The following is a 23,009-nucleotide window of genomic DNA, read 5'->3' as shown; positions in this document are numbered from 1 at the left end:
GATCCTGACGCTTACATGACAGCCACCTTGTGCAATGAACAGCAAACGCCCGGCGTTCCTCAACAGATCGCCACCCGTCTGGCCTTTTTCGTCGCCGGTCTCGGCATGGCCGCCTGGGCGCCGCTGGTCCCCTTCGCCAAAGCGCGCATCGGTATCGATGACGGCTCGCTCGGCCTATTGCTGCTCTGTATCGGCGCCGGCTCCATGCTGGCGATGCCGCTGACCGGTTTCCTGACCGGCAAACTGGGCTGTCGCGCGGTGATCCTGATGGCGGGACTCGGGTTATGCATCGATCTGCCGCTGCTGGCGCTGATGGACTCCCTCGGCGGCATGGCCGTGGCACTGCTGCTGTTCGGTGCGGCGATCGGCATGATCGACGTGGCGATGAACGTTCAGGCGGTGATCGTCGAACGCGCCAGCGGCAAGGCGATGATGTCCGGCTTTCACGGTTTCTTCAGCATCGGCGGCATTGCCGGCGCCGGCGGCGTCAGCGCGTTGCTGTGGCTGGGGTTGACGCCGCTGCAATCCACCCTGCTCACCGTGCTGGCGGTGATAGGCCTGCTGGCGCTTGCCAGCCGCCATCTGCTGCGTGAGAGCGGCGCCGACGACGGCGGGCCGATGTTCGTCTTGCCGCGCGGCTGGGTGATGTTCATCGGCATTCTGTGCTTTATCATGTTTTTGGCGGAAGGATCGATGCTCGACTGGAGCGCACTGTTCCTCACCACCTTGCGGGGCGTCGAGCATAGCCAGGCCGGCCTGGGCTACGCGCTGTTTTCCATCACCATGACGCTCGGCCGCCTCAATGGCGATCGGGTGGTGAACTCGCTGGGCCGCTACCGAGTGCTGCTGCTGGGCAGCCTGTGTGCCGCTTTCGGTCTGAGCCTGGCCATCGCCTTCAACCACGCCACCGTGTCGCTGGTCGGCTTCATGCTGGTCGGCCTCGGTGCCTCGAACGTCGTGCCGATCCTGTTCAGCGCCGCAGGCAACCAGCGTGACATGCCGGCCAATTTGGCGATCGCCTCCGTGACCACCGTCGGCTATGCCGGTATTCTGGCCGGCCCGGCGCTGATCGGCTTCATCGCTCAGTTTTCCAGCCTGACGGTGGCCTTCGCCTGCGTAGCCGCTCTGCTGTTGGCGGTGACCGCCAGCGCCAGGGCCGTCACTCGCTGATTCAGGAATGCGCAGCCACTATGCAAAATAAACAACTGACCATAAGCTCCAGCAACATTACCCGCTGCTTCCTGCTATTTATCGTGCTGCTGACGATCGGCATCGGCCTGTATGGTTACAATTACACCAATGCCTGGCTGGCGGAAAAGAAGTACGCGCTGAACGGCATCGCCGGTTCGCTGCAAAAGCGTATCGATACCTACCGCTATATGACCTATCAGGTCTATGACAAATTCGGCAATGCGCCGGCGCAGAATGTCGATCCCGGTTTGCAGGAAACTCGCCTGCGGCCCGACGTCTATTATGTCGAGAAGCCGCACAAGAAAACGGACGCGGTGATCTTCGGCAGCCATGACGAAAACACGCTGGCGATGATCGCCAACATCTCGGACTACCTGGACACCCGCTGGGGCGCCAAAACCGAGAACTACGCCATGTATTACCTCAATGGTCAGGACAACAGCCTCAGCCTGATCACCACCCAGCCGCTCAAAGAGCTGGCTTCGCGCTTTCGGGAAAGCTACCTGACCACCTCGGCGGACGAACGCCGCGCCGAGATGCTACAGCAGGCCAACATGCTCGACGAGCGCGAGAGCTTTTCCGATCTGCGCAAGCAGCGCTTCCAGAACGCCTATTCGTTCTCAATTCGCACCACTTTCAATCAGCCAGGGCATCTGGCGACGGTGATCGCCTTCGATTTGCCAATCAACGACATCATTCCGGCCAATCTGGCCCGCGCCAGTTTCCTGCTGCTGCCGGACGATGTCGATCTCGACGACAGCGTCATCCCGGCGGAAACCGTCCTCGGCACCCATGCGACGATGAGCGGCGGTTGGGTGGAGTTCAGCGCCGCCCTGCCCAATGCGCCGCTGAAGGTGGTGTATCGCGTTTCGGCCATCAATCTGGCCATCGATCTGCTGCGTAACAACATCTGGCTGATCGCGGTCAACCTGCTGCTGCTGGCGCTGTCGATGCTGAGCATCTACTTTATCCGTCGCCAGTATATTCGCCCGAGCGAAAACATGGCGGTGGAACTGGAAGCCGAGCGCGCGCTGAATCAGGAGATCGTCTCCAGCCTGCCCTCCGGCCTGCTGGTCTACAGCTTCGCCAACAATACGGTGATCGCCAGCAACAAAATCGCCGAGCACCTGTTACCACACCTCAGTCTGCAGAAGATCGCCCATATGGCCGAACAGCATCACGGGGTGATCCAGGCGACGGTCAACAACGAGGTGTATGAAATCCGCATCTTCCGCAGCCAGCTGTCGCCGGACACCTACCTGTTCCTGATGCACGATCAGGATAAAGAGGTGATGGTGAACAAGCGGCTGCAGCAGGCGCGGCGCGAATACGACAAAAACGTTCAGGCGCGCAAGCTGATGCTGCACAATCTGGGCATCGAGCTGAATCAGCCGGTACGCCAGATGCACGATCTGGTCGACCGTCTGCACAGCCGGCCGGATGAGGAACAACAGCAGGCGTTGCTGGGCCAACTGACGGCGGCGTCGGCTTCGGTGCTGGAGTTGATCGATAACATCACCCTGCTGACCCGGCTGGAAACCCAGGATTGGCAACCCACGCGCGAGCCGTTCAACCCGACGGCGATGATCGACGAGTTGCTGCAGGAGGCCCTGCCCGCCCTTAACCAGAAGGGGCTGGCGCTGTTCAAGCATTTCCAGCTGGACGTCGAGCAGAACTATATCGGCGACGCCAACGCGCTGCGTAAGGTGATCTCGCTGCTGGTGCATTACGCCATTATCACCACCGCCTGCGGCAAGATATCTCTGGTTGTCGACCATGAGCCCGAGCACCCGGATCGCCTGATTTTCCAAATCAACGACACCGGCTCCGGCATCTCCAACGAAGAGATCAGCAACCTCAACTATCCGTTCCTCAGCCAGACGCTGGTGGACCGCTTCAACCACGGTTCCGGGCTCACCTTCTTCCTGTGCAACCAACTGTGCAAAAAGCTTAATGGCCAGTTGGACATTCGCAGCAAGGTGGATATCGGCACTCGCTACACCATTCGCGTCGCCATGGAGATGGAGAAAAAAGAGCCGCAGGAGCAGGAAAAGCTGCTCGACGGCGTCACCGCCCTGCTGGACGTCACGTCGGATGAAGTGCGCGGCATCGTGACCCGTCTGCTGCAGGCCTACGGCGCCGACTGTCTCGTCGCCGAAGATCGCGCGGTCAACCGCGATTATGACGTGCTGCTGACCGATAACCCACAGCGCGCCGATGATTACACCCTGTTGTTGGCGAGCGATGAGCCGGGCTGGCAAGCACTGGATAAACGCTACATTCGGGTGAACTATAATCTGAACGGCGCATTAATCGACGCCGTGCTGATGCTGATCGAACAGCAAATGGCCGCGCTGGAACAGGAAGAAAGCCCGCTTTCATTGAGCTCAGAAGATATCCAACTCTATGAAAAACAATTGAAATCAAGTGATTACTATGGACTGTTTGTCGATACAGTACCCGACGATGTCAAAAAACTGTATACTGAGGCGGGCAGCAGTGATTTCAATGCGCTGTCACAAACCGCACACCGCCTAAAAGGCGTGTTTGCCATGTTAAATCTGCTTCCCGGCAAGCAGCTGTGCGAATCGTTAGAACAGCGCATCGCAGAAGGTGATGCGCCCGAGATCGAGAATAACATCAGTCAGATTGATTTTTTCGTCAGCAGACTGCTGAAGCAAGGTAGCCAACAACATGAATAACCTGAACGTAATTATTGCTGATGACCATCCTATCGTACTGTTTGGCATCCGGAAGTCACTTGAGCAAATTGAATGGGTGAATGTCGTTGGGGAGTTCGAAGACTCAACCGCACTGATCAACAATCTGTCCAAGCTGGACGCCAACGTGCTGATCACCGATCTATCGATGCCGGGTGACAAGTATGGCGACGGCATCACGCTGATTAAATACATCAAGCGCCACTATCCGCAGTTGTCGATCATCGTGCTGACCATGAACAACAACCCGGCGATCCTGAGCGCGGTATTGGATCTGGATATCGAAGGCATCGTGCTGAAACAAGGCGCGCCGACCGATCTGCCGAAGGCGCTGGCCGCCCTGCAGAAAGGCAAGAAGTTCACGCCGGAAAGCGTCTCTAAACTGCTGGAGAAGATCAGCGCCAGCGGCTATGGCGACAAACGCCTGTCGCCGAAAGAGAGCGAAGTGCTGCGTCTGTTCGCCGAAGGTTTCCTGGTAACCGAAATCGCCAAGAAGCTCAACCGCAGCATCAAAACCATCAGCAGCCAGAAGAAATCGGCCATGATGAAGCTGGGCGTCGAAAACGACATCGCCCTGCTCAACTATCTCTCGTCCGTCAGCATGACGCCGTTGGACAAAGACTAAAGCCCGCCTCACGGCAGGTTAACGCCAAACAGGCACGGCATCCGCCGTGCCTGTTTGCTTTTCAAGCCTCGCTGCGGCTGTAGCGCACCTGTTGGCTGTAGTAAGCCAGCGTCTGCTCCAACGTCTCCAGCGTGACCGGTTTCGACAGGCAATTATCCATACCCGCCTCGAGGCAGCGCTGCTTCTCTTCCGCCAACGCGTTCGCCGTCACGCCGATCACCGGCGCGCTGAACTGCATCTGCCGCAGCTCCTGCGTCAGACGATAGCCGTCCATATTCGGCATATTGACGTCGGTCAGCACAATATCGACGTGGTGCTGTTTCAGCACGCCGAGCGCGTCGACGCCATCGTTGGCGGTCACCACCTGATACCCCAGCGATCCCAGCTGATCGGACAGCAGACGACGGTTGATCGGATGATCGTCAACCACCAGCAGATGAATATCGCCGTTGTCCGCCGCGCTGGCCTTGGCAGGCACCGGCAGCTGCACCAGCGCCTCTGCCGCGCCGCTGCCGACGCCGAACAACCGGTTGAGCAAGCTCAGCGTTTCACGCGGCGTGGAGGTGCTGTGCATCCAATAACCCGGCCGTGTTTCCTGCGATGGGCCGATATGCTCGGTGGAGAATTGGATCTGAGCCAGCAGCGGCGTGTCCAGCATCAGCGGATGATCGCTGAGCATCACCTCTCCGGCGGCGGTCTCTTGGCCATCATAGCGCTGGATATCGGCGCCGTAGCCCCCCAGAATCGCCATCAGGTAGCTTTCCAGCCGCTGATTGCGGATATCCAGCCACAGTCGGCGGCCCTGCCAGGTATCGCTGGCCTGCGGGATGGGGAACTGAGCGTTGAACAGCGGAATGCGGATGCTGAACAAGCTGCCCAGGCCCGGTTCGGATTCCACGGCGATATCGCCGTCCATCAGGTTGATCAGTTTCTCACAGATCGCCAACCCCAGGCCGGTTCCCTGGAAATGGCGCTGCACGCCGGTGCCCACCTGGAAGAACGGATCGAACAGGCGCGAGATCTCCTTCTCCGGGATGCCGACACCGGTATCGCGCACGCTGAACTCCAGGTAGCTGCCGCGGGTGCAGACCTGCAGCACGATACAGCCGGTATCGGTGAACTTGATGGCGTTGTTCACCAGATTGGAAAGCACCTGCTGCAGCCGCACCGGATCGCCGAAAATGCGCTCCGGCACGTTCTGTTCGATAAAGCAGTACAGCCCCAGACGTTTCTTGACCACCAGCGGCAAATAGTTGCCGGCGATATGGGTGATCACCTCCAGGCAGGAAAACTCGCGCGGTTCTATCTTCAGCTGCTCGGACTCAATTTTGGAGAAGTCGAGAATATCGCTGATGATTTTCAACAGCAGACCGGAGGAGTTGTTCATCGCATTGACCAGCCGATCGACCCCTTGCGGCAGCGCCTTGGTCTGCAGCAGATCGAGGTTGCCGATAATGCCGTACAGCGGCGTGCGCAGCTCATGGCTGACGGTGGCCAGGAACATCGATTTGGACTGGCTGGCTTGCTCCGCCGCCGCCGCCATCTCCTGCAACGACTCTTCCATCTTCACGCGGGCGCTGACGTCCACCAGCACGCAAATCGCCACCTCTTCGTTACGGTAGCGCGAGTGGACAAAGCTGATCTGCAGGTTGTTGTTGTTGCTTGTCATCACATCGACGAAATTCGCCTGCTGTTCGCAAATGATGCGCGTAATGCGATCGCGATCTTCGTGGGTCAACAGGTTGATGTAGTTGTGCGCCAGTTCGTTACTCAGGATATTGGTGCCGTCGCTGATGCGCAGGATACAGATGCCCACCGGCGCCGAAGCGACGATCTTGCGGTTGAACTGCTCGTGCTCTTCCAGGCGAAACGCATTGTCCTCCGCGGGCAGGAACATCTTGCGCTCAAACAGCCACGCCAGCGTGAACAGCACGATGGCCGACAACAGGTTCAGCAACAGCGCGTTGAGGATCAACATTTTGAAGCGTTCCACCACGCTTTTCACCGGCAGCGCATAGACGATGCTCAGCGAAGAAGGCGGCAGCGCTTTCTTCAGGATCAGGTCGCGATAATTGTCGACATAGCCGAAGTAGGCATGCTCTGCGGGATAGCTGTTGAGCGAAGCGGCATAGCGATCGCCGTCCGCCAGGCGCAGCACCGGCTCGTTGTTCTCATCCAGCAGCGTGACGCCAATCGGCAGGTTGCCGGCGGTGACGAAATCTTCCAGCCGAACGGTTTGTTCGATGCCCAGCAACGCCTCCAGCTTATTACCGATATAGATCGGCGTCAGCACATACAGATAGCCGACGTCCGGCCGCTGCGCGCTGGGGCTAACCCAATACAGGTTGTTGTCTTTGTCCAGATTCTTGGCATTGCGGTATTTCAGAATGCGCTCGTGCAGCGACTTCAGCACGTTTTCCCGATTGGCGCTCGCGTTGCCGCCGCCGAACTCCGCCATACACAGGCTGTCACCGCCGATGAAGAACACCCGGTTGAGGTCGTAGGCCGCCACGAAGTTCTCTTTCCAATACTGGATCAGGCCGCTCAGCGAATCGAGCGAACTGCGGTAGGTGGTGCTCAGCGCGCAGTTGGACTCCGGGTACAGCGGAAAGAATTGCGGCGGGCTGCCCTTGCCGGGAAACACGCCGCTGAACATGTCCAGGCTACTGACCGATCCGTTGAGACGGTTCTCCGCCATATACTTGATGTCGCGGATGATGTCGGCCGAATGACGGATGTAGCCCTGCGCCTGATCGAAGTTGAGGTTGTAGTCCTGCCGGATATCCGATTCTTTCTGATGCAGGATATTCAGAATATAAAAGGTGGTGAGCAGCGCTCCCAACGACCACAGCAAAATCGCCAGCACCCGGAACAGATAGCGGGATATCTTCAGCGTAGTTCGAAAAGAGGCTAAGTATTTCAATCGGATACCATACGAAAGTCAGTGGCGGCGCGCGTTGTCGCCGGCGCGGCGGCCGGCGGCTCGGTGCGCCAATTAAACCATATAACTGAAAAAGGGCCTAGCATCGCTGCCAGGCCCTTTTGTCTCAGTGCATTACGGTGTCGGCATGCCGACGCCCTCACCTTGCTTTAAACGTTGTCGTCGTCCATCGGCTCAGCCGCGTCGTCGCCATCGTCCAGCGGCGTGGTGTCTTCTTCCACCGCTTCCGCGCCCGGTTCCAGGCTGTCCAGCTCTTCGTCTTCCACCGGTTCGGCCACGCGCTGCAGACCGACGACGTTTTCGTCCTCTGCCGTGCGGATCAACGTCACGCCCTGGGTGTTACGGCCCACCACGCTGACTTCCGAAACGCGGGTACGCACCAGCGTGCCGGCATCGGTGATCATCATGATCTGGTCGCTGGTTTCCACCTGCACGGCACCGACCACCTGGCCATTACGCTCGCTCACCTTGATGGAGATAACCCCCTGAGTGGCGCGTGACTTGGTCGGGTACTCGGTCACGGCGGTACGTTTACCGAAGCCGTTCTGCGTGACGGTCAGGATGTCGCCTTCGCCGCGCGGCACGATCAGGGAGATCACGCTGTCGCCTTCACCGAGGTTGATGCCGCGCACGCCGGTTGCGGTACGGCCCATCGAACGCACTTGCGTTTCCGGGAAGCGCACCACTTTACCGTTGGCGGAGAACAGCATCACTTCGTTGCTGCCGTCGGTCAGATCGACACCGATCAGCTCGTCGCCCTCGTTGAGGTTAACGGCGATGATGCCGGCGCTGCGCGGACGGCTGAACTCGGTCAGCGCGGTTTTCTTCACGGTACCGCTGGCGGTGGCCATGAACACGTGGCGCCCTTCTTCATACTCGCGCACCGGCAGGATGGCGGTGATACGCTCATCGGCTTCCAGCGGCAACAGGTTGACGATTGGGCGACCGCGTGCGCCACGGCTGGCTTCAGGCAGTTGGTACACCTTCATCCAGTACAGGCGGCCACGGCTGGAGAAGCACAGGATCGTATCGTGGGTGTTGGCCACCAGCAGGCGATCGATAAAGTCTTCTTCTTTAATACGCGCGGCGGACTTGCCTTTGCCGCCGCGGCGCTGAGCTTCATAGTCGGACAGCGGCTGATACTTCACGTAGCCCTGATGAGACAGAGTCACCACCACGTCTTCCTGGTTGATCAGGTCTTCGATGTTGATGTCGGAAGTATTGGCGGTGATCTCGGTACGGCGGCCGTCGTTGTACAGCTCTTTGACTGCCACCAACTCTTCGCGGATCACTTCCATCAGGCGCTCTGGGCTTTCCAGAATAAAGATCAGCTCGGCGATAAAGTTGAGCAGCTCTTTATATTCTTCCAGCAGCTTTTCGTGCTCCAGGCCGGTCAGTTTCTGCAGACGCAGATCCAGAATCGCCTGAGCCTGCTGCTCGGTCAGGTAGTACTTGCCGTCACGGATGCCGAACTCCGGCTCCAGCCACTCAGGGCGGGCGGCGTCGTCACCGGCGCGTTCCAGCATGGCGCTGACGTTGCCCAGATCCCACGGCTGCGCCACCAGCGCGACTTTCGCTTCCGCCGGCGTCGGCGCACGGCGAATCAGCTCGATGATCGGATCGATGTTGGCCAGCGCGATGGCCAGCGCTTCCAGGATATGGGCGCGGTCGCGGGCCTTGCGCAGTTCGAAGATGGTGCGGCGGGTGACCACTTCGCGGCGGTGACGCACGAAGGCTTCGAGGATGTCTTTCAGGTTCAGCAGCTTAGGCTGGCCCTGATGCAGCGCGACCATGTTGATGCCGAAGGTGACCTGCAGTTGCGTCAGCGCATACAGGTTGTTCAGCACCACTTCGCCGACCGCGTCGCGTTTGACTTCGATCACGATGCGCATGCCGTCTTTATCAGACTCGTCGCGCAGCGCGCTGATGCCTTCCACGCGCTTTTCTTTCACCAGCTCGGCGATCTTCTCGATCAGACGCGCCTTGTTCACCTGATACGGGATCTCGTGAACGATGATGGTTTCGCGGCCGGTTTTAGCATCGGCTTCCACTTCCGCGCGCGCGCGCAGGTAGATTTTGCCGCGCCCGGTGCGATAGGCCTCTTCAATGCCGCGACGGCCGTTGATGATCGCCGCCGTCGGGAAGTCTGGCCCCGGAATGTGCTCCATCAGCCCTTCGATGCTGATGTTTTCATCATCGATATAGGCCAGGCAACCGTTGACGACTTCAGCGAGGTTGTGCGGTGGAATATTGGTGGCCATGCCCACGGCGATGCCCGACGAGCCGTTGACCAGCAGGTTCGGGATCTTGGTCGGCATGACGGCCGGGATCTGCTCTGTGCCATCATAGTTAGGCACGAAGTCGACGGTTTCTTTTTCCAGGTCCGCCAACAGTTCGTGAGCAATCTTGGACATGCGCACTTCGGTATAACGCATCGCCGCGGCGGAGTCGCCGTCGACGGAACCGAAGTTACCCTGGCCGTCCACCAGCATGTAGCGCAGTGAAAACGGCTGAGCCATACGCACGATAGTGTCGTAAACCGCGCTGTCACCGTGCGGGTGATATTTACCGATCACGTCCCCGACGACACGGGCCGATTTCTTGTATGGTTTATTCCAGTCGTTACCCAATACGCTCATCGCGTACAGAACGCGGCGGTGAACCGGTTTCAGTCCATCACGAACATCTGGCAGCGCACGTCCGACAATAACGGACATCGCATAGTCCAGATACGAGTTTTTCAACTCGTCTTCGATGTTTACCGGTGTGATTTCTCTGGCAAGGTCGCTCATGGAGCTGCTATCCCTCTACTAATGATTCATCTGCCCGCTGCCATAGTGGCAAAGGTGTAAAACTATATCACAAAGCACGCTTTACGGGAAAATAACCGCCGCTGTTTCACGGAAATTGTGCAGATAAGTGCGCTAAAAACGCATCGGCGCAGACGATGCCGCGCCGGAACATGTATAATCCGCGCAACGAGAACAAGGAGCCAGACCAGCCCATGAACGCAGAATCATCCAGCCGAGTGCAAAACGTTGACCACCAGGAAATCGCCAAGTTCGAGGCCGTCGCCTCTCGCTGGTGGGATCTGGAAGGCGAGTTCAAACCGCTGCACCGCATCAACCCGCTGCGCCTGAACTACATCATGCAGCGCGCCGGCGGCATTTTTGACAAGCAGGTGCTCGATGTGGGCTGCGGCGGCGGCATTCTGGCAGAAAGCATGGCGCGCGAAGGCGCCAAGGTGACCGGGTTGGACATGGGCGCGGAGCCGCTGCAGGTCGCCCGGCTGCACGCGCTGGAAAGCGGCATGGACGTCACCTATGTGCAGGAGACGGTGGAAAGCCACGCCCAGGCCAACCCGCAACGCTACGACGTGGTCACCTGCATGGAGATGCTGGAGCACGTGCCGGATCCGGCCTCGGTGGTGCGCGCCTGCGCCCATCTGGTGAAACCGGGCGGCCACGTATTCTTCTCCACCATCAACCGCAACACCAAAGCCTGGCTGATGGCGGTGATCGGCGCAGAGTACGTGCTGAAGATGGTGCCGCAGGGCACCCACGATCATAAGAAGTTCATTCGCCCTTCCGAACTGATCGGCTGGGTCGACGGCACGCCGCTGCGCGAAAAGCACATGATCGGCCTGCATTACAACCCAATCACCGATCATTTCAAGCTTGGGCGCAACGTTGACGTGAACTACATGGTGCACACCCAGCACGAAGGCTAAGCGTTGTAAACCGCGCCGGCCCTGCATTACCGGGGGGCGGCGCCATTGGCACATTCGGAAAAATACCTAATTTCCACGACTTCGATCAAAATAGCCGTTGTAAACAGTTTTTTAGAATATTAAATCAGATCAATATGCCGTTTTTTTCTAACGTTTAATAAAGCGCCAAACGATCGGTTTTTTCAGTTTTTCAGTAAAATCTGATCGCGCTTATTGACAAGCTTGTCGCGCCAGTCACGGCGCGCACTGCGAACGGCAAGTTACATTTCACCCCCAAGTTATCCACAAATTAGGCCAGTTTTGTTCACTTGCAAACGCCGTTTTTTCTCACTATCTTGTTACCTCACCGACATACAACCCCTATATATAGTGTTTACATACTGAGCAGAGCGACTACACTTCTGCTTAGGGGCACCATACGGACAGGTAAAACACCACATGAACCAAAGTCTGCTTGTAACTAAACGCGATGGCCGTAAAGAGCGCATCAATCTCGACAAAATCCACCGGGTCATTGATTGGGCCGCAGAGGGATTACACAACGTCTCGGTTTCTCAAGTAGAGTTGCGTTCACACATTCAGTTTTATGACGGCATCAAAACCGCCGACATTCATGAAACCATCATCAAAGCCGCAGCCGACCTGATCTCCCGCGATGCGCCGGACTATCAGTACCTGGCCGCTCGCCTGGCGATCTTCCACCTGCGCAAAAAGGCTTATGGCCAGTTCGAGCCGCCGAAGCTGCACGCCCACGTCACTCGCATGGTCGAGATGGGCAAATACGATAAGCATCTGCTGGAAGACTACAGCGCTGAAGAGTTCGAGCAGATGGATTCCTTTATCGATCATTGGCGCGACATGAACTTCTCCTATGCCGCCGTCAAGCAGCTGGAAGGCAAGTACCTGGTGCAGAACCGCGTCAGCGGCGAGATCTACGAAAGCGCCCAGTTCCTGTACTTACTGGTGTCCGCGTGCCTGTTCTCCAACTACCCGCGTGAAACCCGTCTGGACTACGTAAAGCGTTTCTACGACGCGATTTCCACCTTCAAGATTTCGCTGCCTACGCCGATCATGTCCGGCGTGCGCACGCCAACCCGCCAGTTCAGCTCCTGCGTGCTGATCGAGTGCGGCGACAGCCTGGACTCCATCAACGCCACCTCCAGCGCCATTGTGAAATACGTTTCTCAGCGCGCCGGCATCGGCATCAACGCCGGCCGCATCCGCGCACTGGGCAGCCCGATCCGTGGCGGTGAAGCCTTCCATACCGGCTGTATCCCGTTCTACAAACATTTCCAGACCGCCGTCAAATCCTGCTCTCAGGGCGGCGTGCGCGGTGGCGCGGCAACGCTGTTCTACCCGATGTGGCACCTGGAAGTGGAAAGCCTGCTGGTGTTGAAAAACAACCGCGGCGTTGAAGGTAACCGCGTGCGTCACATGGACTACGGCGTGCAGTTGAACCGCCTGATGTACCAGCGTCTGATCAAGGGCGAAGACATCACCCTGTTCAGCCCGTCCGATGTGCCGGGGCTGTACGACGCATTCTTCGCCGATCAGGACGAATTCGAGCGCCTGTACACTCAGTACGAGAAAGACGACAGCATTCGCCAGAAGCGTGTGAAAGCGGTTGAGCTGTTCTCGCTGATGATGCAAGAGCGCGCCTCTACCGGCCGCATCTACATCCAGAACGTCGACCACTGCAACACCCACAGCCCGTTCGATCCGCAGATCGCGCCGGTGCGTCAGTCCAACCTGTGCCTGGAAATCGCGCTGCCGACCAAGCCGCTGGAAGACGTCAACGACGAAAACGGCGAGATTGCGCTGTGCACCCTGTCCGCTTTCAACCTGGGCGCGATCGACAGCCTGGACGATCTGGAAGAATTGGCGACCCTGGCGGTGCGTTCACTCGACGCCCTGCTGGATTATCAGGATTATCCGATCAAGGCTGCGCACCGTGGCGCGATGGGCCGCCGCACCCTGGGCATCGGCGTCATCAACTTCGCTTATTACCTGGCGAAGAACGGCGTGCGCTACTCCGACGGCAGCGCCAACAACCTGACGCACAAAACGTTCGAAGCCATTCAGTACTACCTGCTGAAAGCCTCCAACCGTCTGGCTCAGGAGCAAGGCGCTTGCCCGTGGTTCAAAGAAACCACCTATTCGCAGGGCATCCTGCCGATCGACACCTACAAGAAAGATTTGGATGCGGTCTGCAACGAGCCGCTGCACTACGACTGGGAAACCCTGCGTAAAGAGATCCAGGAAACCGGCCTGCGCAACTCGACCCTGTCTGCGCTGATGCCATCGGAAACCTCTTCGCAGATTTCCAACGCCACCAACGGCATCGAGCCGCCGCGCGGCCACATCAGCATCAAGGCGTCGAAAGACGGCATCCTGCGCCAGGTGGTGCCGGAGTATGAGCGTCTGAAAGACAACTACGAGCTGCTGTGGGAAATGCCGAGCAACGACGGCTATCTGCAGCTGGTGGGGCTGATGCAGAAATTCATCGACCAGTCGATTTCGGCCAACACCAACTACGATCCGACCCGCTTCCCGGGCGGCAAGGTGCCGATGAAGCAGCTGTTGAAAGACCTGCTCACCACCTACAAGTTCGGCGTGAAAACGCTGTACTACCAAAACACCCGCGACGGCGCGGAAGACGCCCAGGAAGATTTGCAGCCTGCCAAGGCCGGCGATGACGACTGCGAAAGCGGCGCCTGCAAGATCTAAAGTTTGACCTAGCGGGCCGGAATTTTCCGGCCCCTTCATTTAGCCACGTTACGATGGATTCAGGCTTATGGCTTACACCACTTTTTCTCAGACCAAAAACGACCAGCTGCAAGAGCCGATGTTCTTCGGCCAGTCGGTAAACGTTGCGCGTTTCGACCAGCAAAAGCATGAAATCTTCGAAAAACTGATCGAAAAACAGCTCTCCTTCTTCTGGCGCCCGGAAGAAGTTGACGTCTCCCGCGATCGCATCGATTACCAGGCGCTGCCGGAGCACGAGAAGCACATCTTCATCAGCAACCTGAAGTATCAGACGCTGCTGGATTCCATCCAGGGCCGCAGCCCGAACGTCGCGCTGCTGCCGCTGATCTCGATCCCTGAGCTGGAAACCTGGGTGGAAACCTGGTCGTTCTCCGAGACCATCCACTCCCGTTCCTACACCCATATCATCCGCAATATCGTCAACGATCCGGCGCTGGTGTTCGACGATATCGTCACCAACGAAGAGATCAAAAAGCGCGCGAAAGACATTTCCGGTTACTACGACGACCTGATCGAGATGACCAGCTACTATCACCTGCTGGGTGAAGGCACCCACCAGGTGAACGGTAAAACCGTCACCGTCAATCTGCGTGCGCTGAAAAAGCAGCTGTACCTGTGCCTGATGAGCGTGAACGCGCTGGAAGCGATCCGCTTCTACGTCAGCTTTGCCTGCTCCTTCGCGTTCGCCGAGCGCGAACTGATGGAAGGCAACGCCAAAATCATCAAGCTGATCGCCCGCGACGAAGCGTTGCACCTGACCGGCACCCAGCACATGCTGAACCTGATGCGTTCCGGCGCCGACGATCCGGAAATGGCAGAGATCGCCGAAGAATGCCAGCAACAGTGCTACGATCTGTTCGTGCTGGCCGCCCAACAGGAAAAAGAGTGGGCGGAATACCTGTTCCGCGACGGTTCGATGATCGGCCTGAACAAAGACATCCTGTGCCAGTATGTGGAGTACATCACCAATATCCGCATGCAGGCGGTCGGCCTCGGTCTGCCGTTCGAAACCCGCTCCAACCCGATCCCGTGGATCAACGCCTGGTTGGTGTCCGACAACGTACAGGTGGCGCCGCAGGAAGTGGAAGTGAGCTCCTACCTGGTTGGCCAGATCGACTCGGAGATCAACGCCGACGACCTGAGCGACTTCGAACTGTAAGCGATGGCGACGCCAATCGTAACGCTGCGCGCCGCCGGCACGCAGCTCTCCTGCCCCAATAGTGAAAACTGCCTGCTCGACGTGCTGGAACTGCACGACGTGCAGGTGGAGTACCAGTGCCGATCCGGCTATTGCGGCGCCTGCCGTCTGAAACTGGTGAAAGGCGAAGTGGCCTATCGCCAACAGCCGCTGGCGTTTATCAACGCCGGTGAGATCCTGCCCTGCTGCTGCATGCCGCTGACGGATATCGAACTGGAAATGTAAAGTCGGGTGCCGGAAACCGCGCCTGGAGACCAGAAGGCGGGGTTGCCCCGCCCTATGATTACCGCTTCACCTCACACGCCAACCTGATCAGGATAGTGATATTTTCCTGGTAGATTTTCAGCTCGCACAGCGAGTCTCTTATCATCCAGATAAATAACAAAACCGTAATACATACAACGGTTAGCGAGTGAAACACATGCTTTAAGCGCATGCTTGCCTCCTTGCTGTGAAGGGGCTACCATAACGGTGTCTAGGCGTTAGGGCAGCCCCATTCTGATTGAGAGTCAGTCTGGGGCTTTCATCTATCCGCCTTGTCACACAATGCCCAAGACGAACAGTCTCAAGCACCCGCCAAAAGAGTAACAGCATTCGCTCGCCGCGAATATCCCCTGTAAGATTATGATTAACCAGGGATATATAACTATCTTCAAAGTATTTCGCTTAGCGCCCCTTTCCTGCCGAGGCGGAAAAATAACGCGCCGGAGAATCGCCAAAGGCTTTACGAAACATGGCGATAAAATTGCTCGGCGAGGCATATCCCAGCGTTTCCGCAATCTGCAGCACCGTTTCGCCTTCGGCCAGCTTCGCCAATGCATATGACAACCGGGCCTGCTGACGCCACTGGGCAAAACTCAACCCCGTCTCGCCGATCATCAGCCGCCGCAGAGTGCGTGGCGACATCGCTCCCCACTCGGCCCAGGCTTCCAGCGAACGCTCGCTCCCCGGCTGCGCCAGCAAGGCTTGCAGAACGCCGGCCAGGCGCGGATGGGACGACATCGGCAAATGCAGCGGTTCCGTCGGCGCCAGACGTATCTCATCCCGCATCACTTGCGCCATGCGATCCTGCTCCAGGGTGAGCGCACTGTGCTTATCCCAGCCTTCTGCTCGCAGAGCCAGCGCCTGCAGCACGGCGCTAATGCCGACGACGCAGGGTTTATTCGACAGATCGTTGCAGGCCTCCGGCGCCAGCAGCAAACTCCAGCCGCTCAGCGCGCCGCAGACCTGCACCCGGTGCTCCGTCGCCGGCGGGATCCACCCCGCTCGCTGCGGCGGCAGCACCCAATCGCCGCGCGCCGTGCGTACATGCAGCAAACCGCTTTCGACGCACAGCAACTGCCCGCGCACATGCTGATGCCAGTCGTATTCGCGCGTGCCCAACCGATACTCCTGGCCTACCGCGTCGCGGCCACCAAGGGCGATCAGCCAGGGGCCCGCCGACCATTCGCTGCAGTCAGCGTCGGCGAAGTGAGGGTTATCGTTCATATTGGCCACTTATCACTATTTTTAGTCCAAATGCCGTTATACCAACCTTTCCCTGCGCCGACATAATGAAATGCTTCCGGCCGCTCCCGTCTGTGGCCACTGACTCACGAGGGAACATGATGACAACACTCAGCATTGGCATTATCGGCGCCGGGCCAGGCGGTCTGTGTCTGGCCCAGGGGCTGCGCCGCTTCGGCATCCACGCCACGGTGTTTGAACGCGACACCACGCCGCAGGCGCGCGATCAGGGCTACCGGCTGCGCATCGATCCGACGGGCCAGCAGGCACTGGCCGCCTGCCTGCCGCCGGCGCACTACCGGTTGCTCTGCGCCGGCAGCGCGCAAAACAGCGGCGAGAGCAATCTGTGGGATCCACAGTTTGCCCCGCTCAACGCCCGACGCCCCGAGCACTGGCTGCCCTCCAGCCCGCCGCAGGCGCAGGAACCGAGCGGCGACCTCGGCGTTCATCGGCAAACGCTGCGCGAAATCCTGCTCGCCGGTCTGCAAGAGCAGGTGCGTTTCGGTTATACCCTGCGTGAATTTGCACAAACGCCGCAGGGCGTGGAACTTCAGTTCGCCAACGGCGAGCAAGTGCGGGTCGATGTGCTGATCGCCGCCGACGGCGTCAACTCGCTGGTGCGGCGGCGCTGCCTGCCGGAGGCTACGCCCGAAGACAGCGGTGCGGTCACCCTTTACGGCAAAACGCCGCTCGATGCGGCGACCCGTGCCCGATTGGCCCCCGAACTGCTGCACGGCGTGTCGGTCGTCTTCGCCGATGGCTTATCGCTGGTGATTGAACCGATGCGCTTTCAGGCGCCCATGGCGCAGCTGGCAGCCGACTATGCGCCGGATTGCCACCTCACGCCGGTCGGCGACTATCTCTATTGGGCCTGTATCGGATCGGCTGCACGGCTCGGCGGGCCGGTGCGGACGGAGGGAAGCGCGGCGCTGCAGGCGCGCGTACGGCATATCTCGCAGGGATGGGCGCCCGCCTTGCAAACGGCGCTAACTCTGGCGGATCCCCTGTCGCTCAGCGTGCGGGCGGTGCAGGTCACGAAGGCGATGCCGGTGTGGCACAGCGAACGCATCGCCTTTCTCGGCGACGCCGTGCACGCCATGAGCCCGGCGGGAGGGCTCGGCGCCAACACTGCATTGGCGGACGCCGCCAGCCTGGCGATGCATCTGGCGCAGGCCGGCAGCGCCGCGCAGGCGCTCAAGGACTATGGTGCAGATCTGCAAACGCGGGGCGCGGCGGCGATACGCCTTTCACATCTGGCGTCCGAACGGCTGCAGCAAAACAGTGACGCCGGCGACTCAGCGCCATGACCGTCACTCGATAATTTCCACCACCTCCAGCCAGGCGTTTTTACCGCATGCCTGGCCCCCATTCAGCCAACGGCGCAGCATATCCAGCGCCAGCATTGCCACCGACTCCTGCCGCAGTCGCAGGCCGTGGCGCGACGCACGATAACGCACGGTCTGGCCAATCCCGCCGCGCGGCGTGTGCAGCGCAATGCTCACCTGCTCGTCACGCATGGCGCTGACCGCCAACGCCAACGGCGCACCGGTCAATTCCGCCAGCGAGCGGGCGCGCGCCAGCGTCGTTTCCAGCGTTTCGATGCAATGCGCCGGCAGCAGCTCGCCCCCCGCCAGCGGCGCCCCTTCGCTTTGCATCTGCAGATTGATCAACCCAGCGCTGAACTGCTCGCTCAACGCCAGCTTAAGCCCTTGCTGATTCAGGCGCTGCGTCAGCGTCGCCGGCAACCCGGCGGTGCCTTCAAAGATGCAGTTGTCCCCCGCCACCTCGCGCACGCGTCGCCAGGCCTGCTCCATTTCCGCACGCCGGCTTTCCGGCCCGGTCAGTTTCAGCTCGATGATCGGGCTGGAGGAACGGTAACCCAGCACCACTTCCGGCGGCAGCGGCATACTGTCCAGCTCGGCGGCCAGATCGCTCTCGGAGGTGCCGAACGTCGTCAGGCGCAAACACAGCGGCGGCGCCGGCAAGGTGAAGCGCTGCCGCAGGCGCGGCACGATCTGCTGTTCGACCATCACTTTGAATTCCGACGGCACGCCGGGGGTGAAGAACATCTGACACTTGTTCAGCTGCAGCGCGAACCCACAGGCGGTGCCCACCGGGTTATCCAGTATTTCCGCGTTGGCCGGGATCTGCGCCTGCTTGCGGTTGGAAGGGGCCATCGGCCGCCCGCGTCCGGCGAAATAGGCTTCCATGCGCGCCAGCCAGTCGGCCCGTTCAACCAGTTCGACGCCACAGGCTTTCGCGGCGGCCAGCGCGCTGAGATCGTCGCTGGTCGGCCCCAGGCCGCCGTTGACGATCAGCACATCGGCGATATGGCTTCGTTCCTGCAGGATCTCGATCAACGCAGAGAGGCTGTCCCCGACCGTTTCCCGCCCGCTCATCGGCACGCCCTGCTGGAACAGGTAGTCCGCCAGCCAGGCGGCGTTGGTATCAATAATTTGCCCGTGCAGCACTTCATCGCCGGTGCTGAGCATCTCCACCCTTAACATTGATCTCTCCCACATTTTTTGGTCATTCCACTATAGAAGCCCGTAAATAACTTTTCACTAGCCGCCTGCGGATAATTTCAGCCATGGGCCCGTTCCTCATGCGCCATGCAGCCCGCCGCAATGTAAACATTAATGTACATTATGCGTAACGCCGGTTTGACACAAATTAGGGCTTCCACTATCCTGCCATCCTCATAAATCGTTACCTATAATTTTCAAAATCTTTCGGCTGGTAGAGAAAAAACGTGAAGAATCGCACTCTTGGCAGTGTTTTTATCGTGGCGGGCACCACCATTGGCGCCGGGATGCTGGCGATGCCGCTGGCAGCGGCCGGCGTCGGCTTCGGCGTCACGCTGGCCTTACTGGTCGGGCTGTGGCTGTTGATGTGTTACACCGCGCTGCTGCTGGTAGAGGTCTACCAGCATGAGCAGGCGGATACCGGTCTGGGCACCCTCGCCAAACGTTATCTCGGCGGCGGCGGCCAGTGGCTGACCAGCTTCAGCATGATGTTTCTGATGTACGCCCTCACCGCCGCCTATATCAGCGGCGCCGGCGAATTGCTCGCCACCAGCATCAGCCAATGGACATCCCAGGACTTCCCGGTGTCGCTCGGCGTTCTGTTGTTTACTCTGGTGGCCGGCGGCGTGGTGTGCATCGGCACCCACTCGGTCGATTTGTTCAACCGCATCCTGTTCAGCGCCAAAGTGGTGTTCCTGGTGGTGATGCTCGGCCTGATGTTGCCGAATATCCACCAGACCAACCTGATGACGTTGCCGCTGGAGCAAGGCCTGGCGCTGTCGGCCATTCCGGTGATTTTCACCTCCTTCGGCTTCCACGGCAGCGTGCCGAGCATCGTCAACTACATGGGCGGCAACATTCGCAAACTGCGGTGGGTGTTTATCATCGGCAGCGCGATCCCGCTGATCGCCTATATTTTCTGGCAGTTGGCGACACTGGGCAGCATCAGCTCCGACACCTTCGTCGGCATCCTGGCGCAGCAGGCCGGGCTGAACGGCCTGTTGCAGGCGGTGCGCGACGCGGTCGCTTCGCCGCACGTTGAACTGGCGGTGCACCTGTTCGCCGATCTGGCGCTGGCAACCTCGTTCCTCGGCGTGGCGCTCGGGCTGTTCGATTTCCTGGCCGACCTGTTCAAGCGGCAAGACAACGTGCGTGGCCGCCTGCAAACCGGCGCCATCACCTTCCTGCCGCCGCTGGCCTTCGCGCTGTTCTACCCGCGCGGCTTCGTGCTGGCGTTGGGATTCGCCGCCATCGCTCTGTCGGTGCTGGCCCTGCTGTTGCCTTCACTGCTGGTGTGGAAAACGCGCCAAACACATCAGGCGCAGTATCGCGTCTGGGGCGGTACGCCTGCGTTGGCATTGGTGTTTGTCTGCGGGGTAACGGTAATCGCCATTCAACTGGGCATCGCCAGCGGCATGCTGCCTGCGGTAGGGTAAGCGGAACAGAAAGAACAAAGGGGCCTGAATGGCCCCTTTTTCGTAGCGTCAGAAGCTCAGACCTACGCCAACGTAAGGGCCATCGGCCAGCGTATTGTCGCGACGCCCGTCTTTGCCTTCCATCTGCATGTAACGGTAGCCCACGTCCACGCTCAGCGGGCGGAACTTCCAGCGCAGACCGCCGCTGGCTTCGTTATAGGCCTTCACGCCGCTGGTGAAAGAGTCAGGGGCAAAGTAACCTTCGCCGTGCAGGCTGAAGTAGCGGTTGATCTCCCACTCCAGGCCGCCGCCCAGCGCCACCGCCCCGCCGCTCTTCCCGTCTTTCGGGCTGAGGTACAGCGCTTTGGCGCCCACGGTCGCCGTCAACGGCCCCAGCGGCACCCCGAAGTTCAGCCCCACGCTGCCGACGTTGCCGTCGTGGTCGCTGCGCGCCCAGTTGCCGGTCAGGCCCAGACCAGAAGAGCCGGTGCTCATGCCAACGCCCAGGTTGGTGTAGTGTTGCCCGGCTTCGCCCGACACGCTGATGGCGTTCGCCGCGCCGGTCACCAACAGCAATCCTGCCGCGCACGCGACCCAAGTCTTTTTCATCATCTTTCCCTCTGGTTTGTCATCCGTACCGAATGATCGAATCAACGCATAATAATAACGTCACGAGTCTATACCAAAGCGCAATGAGTATTTAAGGGATAAAAGCGAAAAAATTCGTCAATAATCAAATAAATGTAAATATTTGCAAACAACAATCCATATTCGTCAAGGCAATGCCAACGATAACCGAGACCTATTTGCCGCCGCTCGGCAATAGAGCTACAACTAGTAGTGGCTTTGACCAAGGTCAGGGGAAGAAGCCCCGACAAAGGACTATGCTGATGAACGCTTAAACCGCCCGAGTCTTTACTTAACTGCACTACGATAAGGAGCAAGTGATGAGCAAGAAAGGACTGACCACCGCAGCCGGCGCCCCGGTTGTCGATAACAATAACGTGATCACCGCAGGCAAACGCGGCCCGATGCTGTTGCAGGACGTGTGGTTCCTGGAAAAACTGGCCCACTTCGACCGTGAAGTTATCCCCGAGCGCCGCATGCACGCCAAAGGATCCGGCGCCTATGGCACCTTTACCGTCACCCACGACATCACCCGCTACACGCGCGCCAAGATCTTCTCCGAAGTCGGCAAACAGACCGACATGTTTATCCGCTTCTCCACCGTCGCCGGTGAGCGCGGCGCCGCCGATGCCGAACGCGACATTCGCGGCTTCGCCATGAAGTTCTATACCGAAGAAGGCAACTGGGATTTGGTGGGTAACGATACGCCGGTGTTCTATCTGCGCGATCCGCTGAAATTCCCCGATCTCAACCACGTGGTGAAACGCGATCCGCATACCAACCTGCGCAACCCCGTCTACAAGTGGGACTTCTTCTCCCACCTGCCAGAATCGCTGCACCAGTTGACCATCGACTTCAGCGATCGCGGCATTCCGAAATCTTACCGTCATATGCACGGTTTCGGCAGCCACACCTTCAGCTTTATCAATGCCGCCAACGAACGTTTCTGGGTGAAATTCCACTTCCGCTGCGAGCAAGGCATTGAAAACCTGATGGATGACGAAGCGGAAGCGATCATCGCCAAGGATCGCGAAAGCTCACAGCGCGATCTGTTCGACGCGATCAAACGCGGTGACTTCCCGCGCTGGAAGCTGCAAATTCAGATCATGCCGGAACACGAAGCCTCGCAGACGCCGTATAACCCGTTCGATCTGACCAAGGTGTGGCCGCACGGCGACTATCCGCTGATCGACGTCGGCTATTTCGAGCTGAACCGCAACCCCGACAACTACTTCTCAGAGGTTGAACAGGTGGCGATGAACCCCGCCAACGTGGTGCCGGGCATCAGTTTCTCGCCGGATAAAATGCTGCAGGGCCGTCTGTTCTCCTATGGCGATGCGCACCGCTACCGCTTGGGCGTCAACCACCACCAGATCCCGGTGAACGGCGCCAAATGCCCGTTCCACAACTATCATCGCGACGGCGCGATGCGCGTGGACGGCAACAGCGGCAACGGTGCCACCTACGAACCGAACAGCTTCGGCCTGTTCCAGGAGCAGCCGGACTTCAGCGAACCGCCGCTGAGCATTGAGGGCGCGGCCGACCACTGGAATCATCGTGAAGACGACGATTACTACAGCCAGCCGCGCGCGCTGTTCAACCTGCTGAGCGCCGAAGAGCACCAGCGCATGTTCACCCGCATCGCCGGCGAACTGTCGCAGGTGCCGGAACACATCCAGCGCCGTCAGGTCGAGCTGTTCACCAAGGTGCACCCGGACTACGGCGCTGGCGTCGCCAGGGCGTTGGGGTTGAAATAACCCCCTGC

16 protein-coding genes are annotated in these 23,009 nt (G+C 59.3%); 10 read left to right on the top strand and 6 right to left on the bottom strand.

Annotation, left to right across the window (positions count from 1 at the left end; genetic code table 11):
- Window positions 1-15: 15 nt before the first annotated feature.
- Genes C9411_RS18510 through rcsB form a run of 3 tightly spaced genes read left to right on the top strand, consistent with a single transcriptional unit; the run spans window position 16 to window position 4,536 of the window.
- Window positions 16-1,170 (top strand): MFS transporter, encoded by a 1,155-nt coding sequence (locus C9411_RS18510; protein ID WP_063989011.1) that lies wholly within the window; start codon window positions 16-18, stop codon window positions 1,168-1,170.
- 20 nt (window positions 1,171-1,190) lie between these two features.
- Window positions 1,191-3,893: a phosphotransferase RcsD gene (gene rcsD, locus C9411_RS18505; RefSeq protein ID WP_107227619.1), complete on the top strand. Its 2,703-nt coding sequence runs from the start codon at window positions 1,191-1,193 to the stop codon at window positions 3,891-3,893.
- Window positions 3,886-4,536, top strand: a complete 651-nt coding sequence (gene rcsB / locus C9411_RS18500; RefSeq protein ID WP_004935900.1) for a response regulator transcription factor RcsB — start codon at window positions 3,886-3,888, stop codon at window positions 4,534-4,536. The genes rcsD and rcsB overlap by 8 nt, the downstream gene beginning before the upstream one ends.
- Before the next feature lie 61 nt (window positions 4,537-4,597).
- Here the strand turns inward: rcsB and rcsC are convergent, their stop codons facing one another.
- Complete coding sequence (gene rcsC, locus C9411_RS18495) at window positions 4,598-7,459, bottom strand: two-component system sensor histidine kinase RcsC (RefSeq protein ID WP_107227618.1); 2,862 nt, start codon at window positions 7,457-7,459, stop codon at window positions 4,598-4,600.
- Between the two features lie 167 nt (window positions 7,460-7,626).
- Window positions 7,627-10,269, bottom strand: coding sequence for a DNA topoisomerase (ATP-hydrolyzing) subunit A (gyrA, locus tag C9411_RS18490; protein ID WP_107227617.1), 2,643 nt, complete (start codon window positions 10,267-10,269; stop codon window positions 7,627-7,629).
- 212 nt (window positions 10,270-10,481) lie between these two features.
- On the opposite strand from gyrA, the gene ubiG reads away from it, so the two are divergent.
- From ubiG to yfaE, 4 genes are all read left to right on the top strand, one after another.
- Window positions 10,482-11,207, top strand: coding sequence for a bifunctional 2-polyprenyl-6-hydroxyphenol methylase/3-demethylubiquinol 3-O-methyltransferase UbiG (gene ubiG, locus C9411_RS18485; RefSeq protein WP_025303640.1), 726 nt, complete (start codon window positions 10,482-10,484; stop codon window positions 11,205-11,207).
- A gap of 438 nt (window positions 11,208-11,645) precedes the next feature.
- Complete coding sequence (gene nrdA / locus C9411_RS18480) at window positions 11,646-13,934, top strand: class 1a ribonucleoside-diphosphate reductase subunit alpha (RefSeq protein WP_063989008.1); 2,289 nt, start codon at window positions 11,646-11,648, stop codon at window positions 13,932-13,934.
- Window positions 13,935-14,001: 67 nt separating this feature from the next.
- Window positions 14,002-15,132, top strand: coding sequence for a class Ia ribonucleoside-diphosphate reductase subunit beta (nrdB, locus tag C9411_RS18475; RefSeq protein WP_019453694.1), 1,131 nt, complete (start codon window positions 14,002-14,004; stop codon window positions 15,130-15,132).
- A 3-nt stretch (window positions 15,133-15,135) separates the two neighbouring features.
- Complete coding sequence (yfaE, locus tag C9411_RS18470) at window positions 15,136-15,396, top strand: class I ribonucleotide reductase maintenance protein YfaE (protein ID WP_033653779.1); 261 nt, start codon at window positions 15,136-15,138, stop codon at window positions 15,394-15,396.
- A 58-nt stretch (window positions 15,397-15,454) separates the two neighbouring features.
- On the opposite strand, the gene C9411_RS26140 is transcribed toward yfaE, so the two are convergent.
- A complete protein-coding gene (locus C9411_RS26140; protein WP_033635303.1) occupies window positions 15,455-15,607 on the bottom strand; it encodes a Hok/Gef family protein in 153 nt (50 codons plus the stop codon).
- A gap of 230 nt (window positions 15,608-15,837) precedes the next feature.
- Window positions 15,838-16,659: a helix-turn-helix domain-containing protein gene (locus C9411_RS18460; protein ID WP_063989007.1), complete on the bottom strand. Its 822-nt coding sequence runs from the start codon at window positions 16,657-16,659 to the stop codon at window positions 15,838-15,840.
- A gap of 116 nt (window positions 16,660-16,775) precedes the next feature.
- On the opposite strand from C9411_RS18460, the gene C9411_RS18455 reads away from it, so the two are divergent.
- The gene (locus tag C9411_RS18455) at window positions 16,776-17,984 is read left to right on the top strand and encodes an NAD(P)/FAD-dependent oxidoreductase (RefSeq protein WP_233221925.1); all 1,209 of its coding nucleotides are present in this window, start codon (window positions 16,776-16,778) and stop codon (window positions 17,982-17,984) included.
- Between the two features lie 3 nt (window positions 17,985-17,987).
- Here the strand turns inward: C9411_RS18455 and C9411_RS18450 are convergent, their stop codons facing one another.
- Window positions 17,988-19,184: a nicotinamide mononucleotide deamidase-related protein YfaY gene (locus C9411_RS18450; RefSeq protein ID WP_063989005.1), complete on the bottom strand. Its 1,197-nt coding sequence runs from the start codon at window positions 19,182-19,184 to the stop codon at window positions 17,988-17,990.
- 245 nt (window positions 19,185-19,429) lie between these two features.
- On the opposite strand from C9411_RS18450, the gene tyrP reads away from it, so the two are divergent.
- Window positions 19,430-20,638 (top strand): tyrosine transporter TyrP, encoded by a 1,209-nt coding sequence (gene tyrP, locus C9411_RS18445; RefSeq protein ID WP_063989004.1) that lies wholly within the window; start codon window positions 19,430-19,432, stop codon window positions 20,636-20,638.
- 48 nt (window positions 20,639-20,686) lie between these two features.
- Here tyrP and C9411_RS18440 read toward each other — a convergent pair whose 3' ends face one another.
- Window positions 20,687-21,226: a YfaZ family outer membrane protein gene (locus tag C9411_RS18440; RefSeq protein WP_025303646.1), complete on the bottom strand. Its 540-nt coding sequence runs from the start codon at window positions 21,224-21,226 to the stop codon at window positions 20,687-20,689.
- Between the two features lie 338 nt (window positions 21,227-21,564).
- Between C9411_RS18440 and katA the strand changes: the two genes are divergently transcribed.
- On the top strand, window positions 21,565-23,001 hold the full coding sequence (katA, locus tag C9411_RS18435; RefSeq protein ID WP_063989003.1) for a catalase KatA: 1,437 nt from the start codon (window positions 21,565-21,567) through the stop codon (window positions 22,999-23,001).
- The last annotated feature ends 8 nt before the right edge of the window (window positions 23,002-23,009 follow it).

This window comes from Serratia sp. Nf2 (assembly GCF_003028435.1).
Taxonomy (GTDB): Bacteria; Pseudomonadota; Gammaproteobacteria; order Enterobacterales; family Enterobacteriaceae; genus Serratia; species Serratia marcescens_L.
Note: the sequence above shows the minus strand (reverse complement) of the source record. Positions and strands in the feature narration are given on the sequence as shown.

What these genes read in the sequence shown, in the direction of transcription:
- C9411_RS18460 (WP_063989007.1), bottom strand. Translation starts at nt 16,659, where the DNA reads ATGAACGATAACCCTCACTTCGCCGACGCTGACTGCAGCGAATGGTCG.
- gyrA (WP_107227617.1), bottom strand. Translation starts at nt 10,269, where the DNA reads ATGAGCGACCTTGCCAGAGAAATCACACCGGTAAACATCGAAGACGAG.
- C9411_RS26140 (WP_033635303.1), bottom strand. Translation starts at nt 15,607, where the DNA reads ATGCGCTTAAAGCATGTGTTTCACTCGCTAACCGTTGTATGTATTACG.
- ubiG (WP_025303640.1), top strand. Translation starts at nt 10,482, where the DNA reads ATGAACGCAGAATCATCCAGCCGAGTGCAAAACGTTGACCACCAGGAA.
- C9411_RS18510 (WP_063989011.1), top strand. Translation starts at nt 16, where the DNA reads ATGACAGCCACCTTGTGCAATGAACAGCAAACGCCCGGCGTTCCTCAA.
- C9411_RS18450 (WP_063989005.1), bottom strand. Translation starts at nt 19,184, where the DNA reads ATGTTAAGGGTGGAGATGCTCAGCACCGGCGATGAAGTGCTGCACGGG.
- rcsD (WP_107227619.1), top strand. Translation starts at nt 1,191, where the DNA reads ATGCAAAATAAACAACTGACCATAAGCTCCAGCAACATTACCCGCTGC.
- yfaE (WP_033653779.1), top strand. Translation starts at nt 15,136, where the DNA reads ATGGCGACGCCAATCGTAACGCTGCGCGCCGCCGGCACGCAGCTCTCC.
- C9411_RS18455 (WP_233221925.1), top strand. Translation starts at nt 16,776, where the DNA reads ATGATGACAACACTCAGCATTGGCATTATCGGCGCCGGGCCAGGCGGT.
- katA (WP_063989003.1), top strand. Translation starts at nt 21,565, where the DNA reads ATGAGCAAGAAAGGACTGACCACCGCAGCCGGCGCCCCGGTTGTCGAT.
- rcsB (WP_004935900.1), top strand. Translation starts at nt 3,886, where the DNA reads ATGAATAACCTGAACGTAATTATTGCTGATGACCATCCTATCGTACTG.
- nrdB (WP_019453694.1), top strand. Translation starts at nt 14,002, where the DNA reads ATGGCTTACACCACTTTTTCTCAGACCAAAAACGACCAGCTGCAAGAG.
- C9411_RS18440 (WP_025303646.1), bottom strand. Translation starts at nt 21,226, where the DNA reads ATGAAAAAGACTTGGGTCGCGTGCGCGGCAGGATTGCTGTTGGTGACC.
- nrdA (WP_063989008.1), top strand. Translation starts at nt 11,646, where the DNA reads ATGAACCAAAGTCTGCTTGTAACTAAACGCGATGGCCGTAAAGAGCGC.